Annotated in this window: 10 protein-coding genes; 6 read left to right on the forward strand and 4 right to left on the reverse strand. The window is 71.5% G+C overall.

The genetic code is table 11. The annotated features are described in order from the left end of the window. Nucleotides 1–77: 77 nt before the first annotated feature. The 4 genes from LCH29_RS21185 to ilvD all read left to right on the forward strand — a co-directional run bounded on the left by LCH29_RS21185 (nucleotide 78) and on the right by ilvD (nucleotide 4,548). Nucleotides 78–1,007, forward strand: coding sequence for a Ppx/GppA phosphatase family protein (locus LCH29_RS21185; RefSeq protein WP_446463312.1), 930 nt, complete (start codon nucleotides 78–80; stop codon nucleotides 1,005–1,007). 55 nt (nucleotides 1,008–1,062) lie between these two features. Continuing rightward, entirely contained in the window at nucleotides 1,063–1,908 is an 846-nt protein-coding gene (locus LCH29_RS21190) for a sugar phosphate isomerase/epimerase family protein (protein ID WP_123105647.1), read from the forward strand. Continuing rightward, complete coding sequence (locus LCH29_RS21195) at nucleotides 1,905–2,543, forward strand: TetR/AcrR family transcriptional regulator (RefSeq protein ID WP_446463313.1); 639 nt, start codon at nucleotides 1,905–1,907, stop codon at nucleotides 2,541–2,543. The genes LCH29_RS21190 and LCH29_RS21195 overlap by 4 nt, the downstream gene beginning before the upstream one ends. Nucleotides 2,544–2,697: 154 nt before the next feature. Further along, nucleotides 2,698–4,548, forward strand: a complete 1,851-nt coding sequence (gene ilvD, locus LCH29_RS21200; RefSeq protein ID WP_446463314.1) for a dihydroxy-acid dehydratase — start codon at nucleotides 2,698–2,700, stop codon at nucleotides 4,546–4,548. Between the two features lies 1 nt (nucleotide 4,549). Here ilvD and LCH29_RS21205 read toward each other — a convergent pair whose 3' ends face one another. Then, on the reverse strand, nucleotides 4,550–6,799 hold the full coding sequence (locus LCH29_RS21205; protein ID WP_446463315.1) for a protein kinase domain-containing protein: 2,250 nt from the start codon (nucleotides 6,797–6,799) through the stop codon (nucleotides 4,550–4,552). A gap of 145 nt (nucleotides 6,800–6,944) precedes the next feature. Here LCH29_RS21205 and LCH29_RS21210 point away from each other — a divergent pair, with 145 nt between their 5' ends. After that, nucleotides 6,945–7,220, forward strand: coding sequence for an SH3 domain-containing protein (locus LCH29_RS21210; protein WP_446463316.1), 276 nt, complete (start codon nucleotides 6,945–6,947; stop codon nucleotides 7,218–7,220). A gap of 97 nt (nucleotides 7,221–7,317) precedes the next feature. Here LCH29_RS21210 and LCH29_RS21215 read toward each other — a convergent pair whose 3' ends face one another. After that, nucleotides 7,318–8,826: a SulP family inorganic anion transporter gene (locus LCH29_RS21215; RefSeq protein ID WP_446463317.1), complete on the reverse strand. Its 1,509-nt coding sequence runs from the start codon at nucleotides 8,824–8,826 to the stop codon at nucleotides 7,318–7,320. A 235-nt stretch (nucleotides 8,827–9,061) separates the two neighbouring features. Beyond that, nucleotides 9,062–9,448: a hypothetical protein gene (locus LCH29_RS21220; protein ID WP_446463318.1), complete on the reverse strand. Its 387-nt coding sequence runs from the start codon at nucleotides 9,446–9,448 to the stop codon at nucleotides 9,062–9,064. A 483-nt stretch (nucleotides 9,449–9,931) separates the two neighbouring features. Here LCH29_RS21220 and proC point away from each other — a divergent pair, with 483 nt between their 5' ends. Then, the gene (proC, locus tag LCH29_RS21225) at nucleotides 9,932–10,741 is read left to right on the forward strand and encodes a pyrroline-5-carboxylate reductase (RefSeq protein ID WP_446463319.1); all 810 of its coding nucleotides are present in this window, start codon (nucleotides 9,932–9,934) and stop codon (nucleotides 10,739–10,741) included. 49 nt (nucleotides 10,742–10,790) lie between these two features. Here proC and trpS read toward each other — a convergent pair whose 3' ends face one another. After that, complete coding sequence (gene trpS, locus LCH29_RS21230; RefSeq protein ID WP_446463320.1) at nucleotides 10,791–11,810, reverse strand: tryptophan--tRNA ligase; 1,020 nt, start codon at nucleotides 11,808–11,810, stop codon at nucleotides 10,791–10,793. Nucleotides 11,811–12,227: the final 417 nt, after the last annotated feature.

Consider the following 12,227-nt stretch of genomic DNA (forward strand, 5'->3'; position numbering starts at 1 on the left):
CAACGGGGACGGGGATCCTGTGAGAGCGGGAGGGATCCCGTGCATGACCACGCCAGGCGCACAGTAGCGTTCTGGCCATGAGACTCGGTGTCCTCGACGTGGGTTCGAATACGGTCCATCTGCTGGTGGTGGACGCGCATCCGGGTGCCCGCCCGCTGCCCGCCCACTCCCACAAGGCGGAACTCCGGCTGGCCGAACTCCTCGACGGCGACGGAGCCATCGGCTCCGAAGGCGTCGACCGGCTGATCGCGGTGGTGAAGGAGGCGCTGGAGGCGGCCGAGGACAAGGGCGTCGAGGAGGTGCTGCCGTTCGCGACCTCCGCGGTCCGGGAGGCCGCCAACGCCGACGAGGTCCTCGCCCGGGTGGCCGAGGAGACCGGCGTACAGCTGCGCGTGCTCAGCGGCGAGGACGAGGCCCGGCTCACCTTCCTGGCCGCCCGCCGCTGGTGCGGCTGGTCGTCGGGGCGGCTGCTGCTCCTGGACATCGGCGGCGGTTCGCTGGAGATCGCGTACGGGCTCGACGAGGAGCCCGACGCGGCCGTCTCGCTGCCGCTGGGCGCGGGTCGGCTGACCGCGGGCTGGCTGCCGGGCGACCCGCCCGATCCGGCCGATGTCCGGGCCCTGCGGCGCCATGTGCGGGCCGAGATCGCCCGCGTCGTGGGCGACTTCAGCCGCCACAGCACCCCGGACCAGGTGGTCGCCACCTCCAAGACGTTCAAGCAGCTGGCCCGGATCGCGGGCGCGGCGCGCTCCGCCGAGGGCCTGTACGTGGAGCGCAGGCTGACCGCCAAGGCGCTGGAGGAGTGGGTGCCCCGGCTGACCGCCATGCCCACCGAGGAGCGGGCCGAGCTGCCGGGGGTGTCCGAGGGACGGGCCCCGCAGCTGCTGGCGGGGGCGCTGGTGGCCGAGGCCGCCATGGATCTGTTCGCGGTCGACGTGCTGGAGATCTGCCCGTGGGCGCTGCGCGAGGGGGTCATTCTGCGCCGCCTGGACCACCTGCCCACATGACGTGATCGGCAGTCGCGGTTTAGTCGCACAGAGCAGCGGCCGTACGCTGTCCCTCGTGACAGAGCCAGTGGTGCGCATCCCGGATGCGAAGGTCGCCCTGTCCACCGCCTCGGTCTATCCGGAGTCGACGGCGACGGCCTTCGAGATCGCCGCGCGGCTGGGCTACGACGGTGTCGAGGTCATGGTGTGGACCGATCCGGTCAGCCAGGACATCGAGTCGCTGCGCCGCCTCTCGGATTATCACGGGGTGCCGATCCTTGCCGTGCACGCGCCATGTCTGCTGATCACTCAGCGGGTGTGGTCGACCGACCCGTGGGTCAAGCTCCAGCGGGCCAAGGCGGCGGCCGAGCGGCTGGGCGCGTCCACCGTCGTCGTCCACCCGCCGTTCCGATGGCAGCGGTCGTACGCCCGCGAGTTCGTACGCGGAATCTGGCGGATGGCGGACGAGACCGATGTGCGGTTCGCGGTGGAGAACATGTTCCCGTGGCGCTATCGCGACCGCGAGATGCTCGCGTACGCGCCGGACTGGGACGTCACCAAGGACGACTACCGGCACTTCACGATCGACCTCTCGCACACCGCGACCTCCCGCACGGACGCCCTGGACATGGTGGACCGGATGGGCGACCGGCTCGCCCATCTCCACCTCGCCGACGGCCAGGGCTCCAACAAGGACGAGCACCTGGTGCCGGGGCGCGGCACCCAGCCCTGCGCCGAGCTGCTGGAACGTCTCGCCAGGACCGGCTTCGACGGCCACGTGGTGGTCGAGGTGAACACCCGGCGGGCCATGTCCCAGGCCGAGCGCGAGGCCGACCTCGCGGAGGCGCTGGCCTTCACCCGCCTCCATCTGGCCTCCCCGACCCCGGCCTCCCGGACGGGCAGGGCGGTGCGCCGGAAGTGACCCCCGCCACGCCCCAGCCGCCCGCCACGGGGCCCCGGCGCGGCCGCGGCCGCCCGGCCCGCGGCAGCGCGGCCGACGGACCCGGGGCCCGCGACCGGATCCTGACCGCGGCGCGCAACGAGTTCGCCGAGCGCGGCTACGACAAGGCCTCGATCCGCGGCATCGCCAAGGCCGCCGAGGTGGACCCGGCGCTGGTGCACCACTACTTCGGCACCAAGGAGCAGGTCTTCGGCGCGGCGATCGAACTGATCCTGGCGCCCGCCATGGGCGCCCCGGACGCGGTGCACGGCGGCAGCCCGGAGGGCGCTGGGGAGCGGATGGCCCGCTACTTCTTCGCCACCTGGGAGAACCCGGTCTCCCGGCTGCCCCTGCTGGCGGTGATGCGCTCCGCGCTCACGAACGAGGCGGCCGCCGCCGTACTGCGCGGGCTGATCGAGCGGCGCCTGCTGATGCGGATGGCGCGCGACCTGGACGTGCCGGACCCGAAGTTCCGGGCCCAGCTCGCGGCCGCCCAGATCATCGGGGTCGCGATGCTGCGGTACGTGATCAAGATGGAGCCGGTGGCCTCGGCGACCGTGGACGAGATCGTCGCCATGGTGGGGCCGACGCTCCAGCGGTACCTCACCGAGAAGTAGCCCGTGATTCCGCACTGTGAGCCACCTGTCTCTGGATCCGGACACCACATCGGGATTCGCGCCGCACAGGCGTAGAGTCAGAAGACTCCGATCCGATTCTCAAGGTCCGATCGGTCCGATTTCGCAGGACGCACTTACGAGGGAGCCGAGTACCGTGCCCGAGCTGAGGTCTCGCACCGTCACCCACGGCCGCAACATGGCGGGCGCCCGCGCCCTAATGCAGGCTTCCGGCGTAGCGCGTGAGGACTTCGGCAAGCCGATCGTCGCCGTGGCCAACAGCTTCACCGAGTTCGTGCCGGGCCACACCCACCTCCAGCCGGTCGGCCGGATCGTCAGCGAGGCGGTCCACGCGGCGGGCGGCATCCCGCGCGAGTTCAACACCATCGCCGTCGACGACGGCATCGCGATGGGCCACGGCGGGATGCTCTACAGCCTCCCCTCCCGCGATCTGATCGCCGACTCCGTCGAGTACATGGTCGAGGCGCACTGCGCGGACGCGCTGATCTGCATCTCCAACTGCGACAAGATCACGCCCGGGATGCTGATGGCCGCGATGCGGCTCAACATCCCGACCGTCTTCGTCTCCGGCGGCCCCATGGAGTCCGGCCGCGCGACCCTGGTCGACGGCACGGTCCGCAAGCTCGACCTGATCACCGCGATCTCCGAGGCCGTCAACGACAAGGTCTCGGACGAGGACATCGCCCTCATCGAGGACAACGCCTGTCCGACCTGCGGCTCCTGCTCCGGCATGTTCACCGCCAACTCGATGAACTGCCTCACCGAGGCGATCGGCCTCGCCCTGCCGGGCAACGGCTCGGTGCTGGCCACCCACACCGCCCGCAAGGAGCTGTACGAGACGGCCGGGCGCACGGTCGTGGAGATCACCAAGCGCCACTACGAGCAGGACGACCAGACCGTCCTGCCGCGCGCCATCGGCTCCCGCGCCGCCTTCGAGAACGCCATGGCCCTCGACATCGCCATGGGCGGCTCCACCAACACGATCCTCCACCTGCTGGCCGCCGCCCAGGAGGCCGCCCTCGACTTCGACATGCAGGACATCGACGGGATCTCCCGCCGGGTGCCCTGCCTGTCCAAGGTCGCGCCCAACATCGCCCCCGGCGGCGTGTACTACATGGAGGACGTCCACCGGGCGGGCGGCATCCCCGCCATCCTCGGCGAGCTGTACCGCGGCGGCCTCCTCAACGAGGACGTGCACTCCGTGCACTCCGACTCGCTCGCCGACTGGCTCAAGCAGTGGGACATCCGCGGCGGTTCGCCGTCCACCGAGGCCGTCGAACTGTTCCACGCCGCCCCCGGCTGCGTCCGCTCCGCGACCGCCTTCTCCCAGTCCGAGCGCTGGGACACGCTGGACACCGATGCCGAAGGCGGCTGCATCCGCGACGTCGCGCACGCCTACTCCACCGAGGGCGGCCTCGCCGTCCTCTACGGCAACCTCGCCGAGGACGGCTGCGTCGTGAAGACCGCGGGCGTCGACGAGTCGATCTGGACCTTCGAAGGCCCGGCCGTCGTCTGCGAGTCGCAGGAGGAGGCCGTCGAGCGGATCCTGAACAAGCAGGTCAAGGAGGGCGACGTCGTCGTCATCCGCTACGAGGGCCCCAAGGGCGGCCCCGGCATGCAGGAAATGCTCTACCCCACCTCCTTCCTCAAGGGCCGGGGCCTGGGCAAGGCCTGCGCGCTGATCACCGACGGCCGCTTCTCCGGCGGCACCTCGGGCCTGTCCATCGGCCACGCCTCCCCCGAGGCGGCCTCGGGCGGCACCATCGCCCTGGTCGAGGACGGCGACCGGATCCGCATCGACATCCCGGCCCGCACGATGGAACTCCTCGTCCCCGAGGAGGAGTTGGCCACCCGCCGCGAGGCCCTGGGCGGCGTCTACGCCCCGAAGAACCGCGAGCGCAAGGTCTCCACGGCCCTGCGCGCCTACGCGGCGATGGCCCTCAGCGCGGACAAGGGCGCCGTGCGGGACGTCACCAAGCTGGGATAGTTCACCAACGCGCCGGGTCCCGGGCGTCCACGCCGAACACCGTGCCGTCCGGGGCCGTCGCGAACACCTTGCCCGCCGCCGTCACCGGCGCGGGCATCAGGGCCAGGAAACCCTGGCCGCCGGGGCGGTCCGCCCGGGGGCGGGTCTGGCCGAGCAGGCGGGCGCGCCGCGTGTCCACGGCCAGCAGCCGGCCGTCCGCCGACGAGAAGTACAGCCGCTCGCCCGAGGCCACCAGCGGTGAGGCGTTGGAGACCGAGGTCTCCAGCCGCCACCGCTGGGCGCCGCGCGCGGTGTCGACGGCCACCAACCCGCCGTCCTCGCCCAGCAGATACGCCCAATCGCCCCGCACGGTGGCGCTGCTCAGGGACACCGGAGCGGTCAGGTCGGACCGCCGCTCCGCCCGCCGCGCCGGGTCGTAGCGGACGACGGCCACGGTACGGCTCCGGTCGTCGGCCTCGGTCAGCTGGAGGACGCCGTCCGGGCCCGCCCCGACGGGGGTGAGGGTGCCGGAGAGCGAGCGGTGCCAGCGCGTCGTACCGCGCACCGTGTCGACGGCCGTGACCAGGGTGTGCCCACCGTCCGGGGCGGTGGTGAGGGCGTACGCGGTGCGGCCGTCGCCGTAACTGAAGAAGCTCGGCTCCGCGTGCCCGGACAGCGGATGGCTCCAACGCTCCCGGTTCGTGGCCCCGTTCACCCCCGTGACGGTGCCGTCCGCCGCGACCAGCAGCACCGTGTCACCCGCCGAGTACACCCGGCCGCCGTACGCGGACACCTCCCGGCTCCACCGCACCCGGTGCGTCCGCGGATCCAGCGCCTCCAGCCGCGTCCCGTCCGGCGACATCACCCGCACCAGCCCGCCCGCCGGGACCGGCGCCGCGGGGGTGCCCTCGCCGGGGCGGCTCGTGGCGGCCGGGCGCGACCACACCACCCGGCCGTCGGCGGGGTCGATCCGGGCGGCCTGGACGCCGCGCGCCGCGCAGTACAGCGCGCCGTCCCCGTACGAACAGGACGCGGGCCGCGCCCCCTTGGCCGCCGCCCCGGCCGCGCCGCCGCGCAGCTCCCGGTCCCACGGCCGCCACGCGGTGGCGGCGGCGCTGTTCTGCGGCTGCCGCTCCGCGTCGGATTCCCGCTCGGTCAGCTGACGCAGCCCCACGACGGTGCCCGCGCCCAGCAGGACCAGCGCGGCGAGCGCCGCCGGGACCCACCGCCGCACACCCCGACGCCCCCGCGGCGCGGGCGCGGCCTCGGGCCCGGACGTCGCCTCGGGCTCGGGTATCTCCTCGGGCTCGGGCGGCACGACCGACTCGGGCGCCACCTCGGGCTCGGGCGCCACCTCGGGCTCAGGCGCAACCACCGGCTCCGCCACCCGCTGCGCCGGGAGAGCCACGGGGGCGGCGGGCCCCCGCGCCTCCGGCGGCTGGGGCCCCCGGACCGCCCGCAACACGGTCATCAGGGCATCCGGGGAGGGCCGTTCCGCCGGGTTCTTGGCCAGACAGCGCTCGATCAGCGGCAGCAGTTCGTCCGGCACCCCCGCCAGATCCGCCTCGTCGTGGACCACTTGGTACGCCATGATGTACGGGCTCTCGGACTCGAACGGCCCCCGCCCGGTCGCCGCGTGCACCAGCAGCGACCCCAGCGCGAACACATCCGCCGCCGGACCCACCGCCCGCGGCCGCTGGAACTGCTCGGGCGCCATGAACGGCGGCGTGCCGATCAACTTGCCCGTCTCGGTGCGCAGTTCGCTGTCGGACGGCCGGGAGATCCCGAAGTCGATGACCTTCGGGCCGTCCGCCGCGAGCAGCACGTTGCTCGGCTTCAGATCGCGGTGGACGACGCCCACCCGATGGATGTCGCGCAGCGCCTCCGCGAGCCCGGCGGCCAGCGCCACCACCTCGACCGGGCTCAACGAGCCGTTCCGCTTGACGTGTTCGGCGAGGGTCGGGCCGGGGATGTACGTGGTGGCCATCCAGGGCCGCACCCCCTCCGGGTCGGCGTCCACGACGGGCGCCGTGAACGCCCCGCTGACCCGCCGCGCGGCCGCCACCTCCTGCCGGAACCGCGCCCTGAACTCGGGGTCTTCGGCGAACTCGGCATGCACGACCTTCACCGCGAGCCGTCGCCCCGACGCCGAACGGGCCAGGTGGACGACGCCCATGCCTCCGGAGCCGAGGCGTGCTTCCAGCCGATACTGCCCGGCGTACTCGGGATCTTCCGTTTCCGGCCCCGTCCCGGCTCCGCGCCCCGGCGGCATGCCCCACCCCCGTGTATTCGGACCGCTAAGCGACCCGGCGAGCCTAGTCGATGATGCGTACGAAGCTTGTTAACCTCCGCATGTCGTGTCACTTAATCCGACATGTGCACTACGTCGGAACGTAGTTCAACGGGGGAGAGGCCACATGGCCATCGAAGACACTGTCGCGCAAGCGGTCACGTACCCGACCGCGCCCGGCTACCAGGTCAACGTCCGCAGCGGTCCCGGCACGGGCTACACGCTGGTCAAGAAGCTGCCGGTCAACACCCGTGTGTCGATCCGCTGTCAGACGCACGGTCAGCGGGTGTCCGGTCCGTACGGCTCGACGGACATCTGGGACTGCATCGCGCCGGGGCAGTACGTCTCCGACGCGTACGTGAAGACGGGAAGCGACGGCTTCGTCGCCGTCGCCTGCGGCTGAACCGCGGCATCGGGTGACCCGCACGCCCGGCGAAAAGCCCCGGGCCCCCGGCGCGAGAAGCGCCGAGGGCCCGGGGCTGGGCTGTGCCGGTCAGGCGTTACGCCGGTACTTTCGCGTCCTCGTCGGTGGTCTCCGCGTGGCTCACCACCGCGTTGTGCCGCTCGGTCCAGGTGGCCAGCGCCATCTCGCAGGCGTGGTCCACATGGCGCAGACCCCTCAGGTCCAGCTCCACGACCCGCTCACGGGGCAGCGCCTCCAGCTCGTCCAGCAGCTTGGGCAGCCGGAGGAAGGTCGCGTTGCCGAGCACCCGCACCTTGATGGGCTGGTCCTCGGCGTCGTCGCGGCCCTTGACGTCGATGTGGACGTGCGAGGTCTCCCAGGCGGTCTTGGCGACCGACATCAGCAGACCGATGATGACGCCCTCGAACATGTTGGTGATCACGATGGCCCCGGCGGTCACGATCAGGATGATCGCCTCGCCCCGGCGCTCCCGCCACAGCGGCAGCAGCTCCTTGGTCGGGATCAGCTTCCAGCCCGCGTGCACCAGCACACCGGCGAGCGTGGCGACCGGGATGATGCCCAGCGCGGAGGGGAAGAGGACCGCGAAGACCAGCAGCCACACACCGTGCAGGACGCGCGAGAGCTTCGTCTTGGCACCGGCGAACACATTGGCCGAGCTGCGCACGATCACCGCGGTCATCGGCAGCGCGCCGAGCGCACCGCACACCGCGTTACCGGCGCCCTGCGCCATGAGCTCCTTGTCGTAGTCGGTGCGCGGGCCGTCGTGCAGCCGGTCCACGGCCGCGGCACTGAACAGGCTCTCCGCCGAAGCGATCAGGGTGAACGCGAGAATGGTCCCGATCACACCCACTTCGGCCATCTGGGTGAGCTGATCGACGCCGGGGGGCTGGATGGCCTCCAGCAGACCCTTGACCTCGACCCGGGCGACCGGCAGATCGAAGCTGACCGTCGCGATCGTCGCGAGGGCGACCGCGGCCAGCGGGGCGGGCAGCACCTTGGCGCCCTGGCGGAAGCGCGGCCAGAGGACCAGGACCAGGATGGTTCCGACGCCGATGGCCACGGCCGTGAGCGAGTCGCTCGACCCGGCCACGTCGCCGATCAGCCCGGGAATCCCGAAGATCTTGTCGAGCCCGCTGCTCGGGGCCTTGATGTCGCCGAGCGCGTAGAGCTGCCCGGCGATCAGTACGAGGCCGATACCGGCCAGCATGCCCTGCACCACGGCGAGCGAGATCGCCCGGAACCAGCGGCCGAGACCCAGGGCGCCCATCGCCAGCTGGAGCAGTCCGGACACCAGGACGAGCACACCCAGCGCCGCGACGCCGTATTCCTGGACCGCCTCGTAGACCAGCACCGTCAGACCGGCGGCGGGGCCCGACACCTGGAGGCTGCTGCCCGGCAGGAGGCCGGTGACCAGGCCGCCGATGATGCCGGTGATCAGGCCCAGCTCGGCCGGGACGCCGGAGGCGACGGCCACGCCCACACACAGGGGCACGGCCACCAGGAAGACGACGAGAGAAGCGGTGAAGTCGGCGCGGAACGTCCCGGCGCCGGGGGGAGAGCCCGCGGCGTCATCGGCGCCGCGCATTCGGGCAAGAAGGGAATTTCGCATGAGGGTTGCCTCCAGTGCGCCCCGTCACCGGCTCTGGGCAGGCGGGGGCACGGCGTAGCACATCGTCAGTGGGATCGATGGAATCGGTCGCTGGCGGTGAAGCTCGCTTGCTCACACAAGGCGTGAGGAAGCGTGAAACGAGGCGCGCGAGGGCGCGCAGAATGAGCCGTCATCAGCCGTCATGAGCCGTCGGCATATGACGGTGCAGCCCTCAGCAGCGGAAAATCTGGTGAACGACGGGCAACTCGCCCGATCTCGAGACCGGCACGGCCTGGCGTCCCGTCAGAGGTGTGCTGATCGCGGTGCGCGGCATTCGCACACCCGCGTCGCACCCGCACACACATCCGTATTTGCCGCTCGGTGTGGGTGCGGTCAGCGGCGCCCGTCCGTTACGGAGCCCCTTGCAGTCCTCCACCCCGCTGTCATGGTGGGTGGAGAGCGCCTTGATGATCGGCTTGGGATCGGCGGACGCCGTCGAGCTGATCGTTTCAGGATGGGTGACCTGCGCGGACGAGGTGTCCGCGGCGATGAAGAGGGCGAGCAGTACGGATACCACGGCTAGCAGCCCACGAGCGGTATGCCGGACCGTCCTCACCATCGCCTCCCTCCTGTACGTATCGACACTCAACTCCATTGTGTCCAGAAGCCCGTGACCATTTGCAAGTCGATATGTAACCAACTTGTGAATGGAGAGGTGTCGAACAGGACGGATTCCTTCCGGTCGCCCCGGCGGACGCCAGCGCTCGCAGGCGATCGCGTCACGCCGGGCTGTCCGAAGGGGCCGAAAAAATATTTATTCATCGAACAATGAATAATTGGGCGGTGGGCTTCATGGGGACGGTTCCTTCGGTTCGTGGCGCGGGGCGGTTCTGTCGGCGGGCTCTGTCGTGCCCTTCCGACCCCCACTACGTTGCCGAACCGAACCTGAACGCAGCCTGAAGTCCTGAAGCGCTTTTAAGGAAGCCGCTCCTGTGGTTCCCGTCGGCAGGTGATCGCCGTAGGGCGCGGCGCGTCGCCCGGCCCCCGGTGCGAGGATGAGAGACGTCCATTCATCGCAGCGACGCACGAGGTGAGCCGCACTATGACGGAGACGGTCGCCGTACTCGGCACGGGAAAGATCGGCGAAGCCCTGCTCAGCGGGATGATCCGCGGTGGCCGGAAACCGACCGATCTACTGGTCACCGCCCGCCGCCCGGAGCGCGCCCAGGAGCTGCGGTCCCGCTACGGCGTCGAGGCCGTCACCAACGCCGAGGCCGCCAAGGCCGCCGACACCCTCATCCTCACCGTCAAGCCGCAGGACATGGGCACGCTGCTGGACGAGCTGGCCCCGCACGTGCCCGCCGACCGGCTGGTCATCTCCGGCGCCGCGGGCATTCCCACCGCCTTCTTCGAGGCGCGCCTGGCCGTCGGCACCCCCGTGGTGCGCGTCATGACCAACACCCCCGCCCTCGTCGACGAGGCCATGTCCGTCATCTCGGCGGGCAGCCACGCCGGTGAGGAGCACCTCGTCCACGCCGAGGCGATCTTCGGCGGCGTCGGCAAGACGCTCCGCGTCCCGGAGAGCCAGCAGGACGCCGCGACCGCCCTCTCCGGCTCCGGTCCGGCGTACTTCTACTTTCTCGTCGAGGCCATGACGGACGCCGGAATTCTGCTCGGGCTGCCCCGCGACAAGGCCCACGACCTGATCGTCCAGGCGGCGATCGGCGCCGCGACGATGCTGCGCGACAGCGGCCAGCACCCGGTCGCGCTGCGCGAGGCCGTGACCTCCCCCGCGGGCACCACCATCAGCGCCATCCGCGAACTGGAGAGCCACGGCGTACGCGCCGCCCTCATCGCCGCCCTGGAGGCGGCCCGCGACCGCAGCCGCGAGCTGGCCTCCGGCAACGGCTGACCCCGCCCGGGCCCCGGTGCCGAACCGGGGCCCGTAGGCCCTGTCCGGCTCAGGCCGGCGGCAGCAACCCCACCGCCGCATAGGCGGCGTCGACCCGCGGCCGGGCCAGCGACCGGGCGCGCTCGGCACCGGCCCGCAGCACCCCGTCCACGTACGCCGGGTCCGCGCTCAACTCGGCGTGCCGGGCCCGCAGCGGCCGCAACGCCTCCACCACCGCCTCGGCCACAGCGCCCTTCAGCGCCCCGTACGAGGTGTACTCCTCGGCCAGCACCTCCGGCTTGCCCCCGGTGCACGCCGCGAGCACATCCAGCAGGTTCGACACCCCCGGCCGCTCCTCCCGGTCGTAGCGGACGTCGCTGCCGCTGTCCGTGACCGCCCGCATGATCTTCTTGCGCACGACATCCGCCTCGTCCAGCAGATAGACGATGCCCCGGCCCTCGGCGTGCGACTTCCCCATCTTCGACAGCGGGTCCTGAAGGTCCATCACCCGCGCCGCCACCGGCGGCGGCGTCGCCCGCGGCACGGTGAAGACCGGCCCGTACCGCTGGTTGAACCGCCGCGCCAGATCCCGGGTCAGCTCCACGTGCTGCGTCTGGTCGTCGCCGACCGGCACCTCGTTCGTCCCGTACGCCAGGATGTCGGCCGCCATCAGCGCCGGATAGGTGAGGAGCGACAGCCGTACGCTCCTGCCCCGCGCCGACTCCCGCGCGACCTTCTCCTTGTACTGGATCATCCGCCGCATCTCGCCGTCCGCGGCCGTGCACTCCATCAGATAGGAGAGCCGCGCGTGTTCGTCCACATGACTCTGGACGAACAGGGTGCAGTGCGCCGGATCCAGTCCGGCCGCCAGGAACAGCGTGGCCGCCTGCCGGGTCAGCCGCCGCACCCGCGCCGGATCGTGCTCAACGGTCAGCGCGTGCAGATCGACGACGCAGAACAGCGCGTCGGCCCGGTACTGGTCCTCCTCGACCCACTGGCGCAGGGCGCCGAGGTAGTTGCCGAGGGTCAGATGCCCGGTCGGCTTGACCCCGCTGAAGATCCGGGGGCGTGCCGTCGTGGTGTGTGCCATGGGTGTGCTCTCTCCCGCTGTCTCGGGACCGCCGGGCCGGACGGCCGGCTCCGCGAGGGGGAGCAGATACGGAAACGGCCGCCGGAGCGGCGGCCGTGGAAGTGCATGCGCTGGGGGCGGCCGCCGTCAGGCGGGCCACCACTGGGCAAGGTGCGCATGCTTCGTCATGCCACAGACAGTACCCCCACGGGGGCGCCCCGGCACGGGTTTGAAGGCCGTCGGGGCGTCGTGTAGTGTTCTTCGAGTTGTCACGGAGCCCGCAGGGAAACGGGACAGCCACTCGAGCCGCACCAGCGGCAAACCACTTCGCACGACCCCCAATCGGGAACGACTTCGGCATGCCGAAATCCGGACCGAAAAGCTCGATTATGAGCATCCGGGGGAATCCGCTAAAGTGGTGGACACGCCGGAAGGCGC

This window comes from Streptomyces sp. BRA346 (assembly GCF_052851135.1).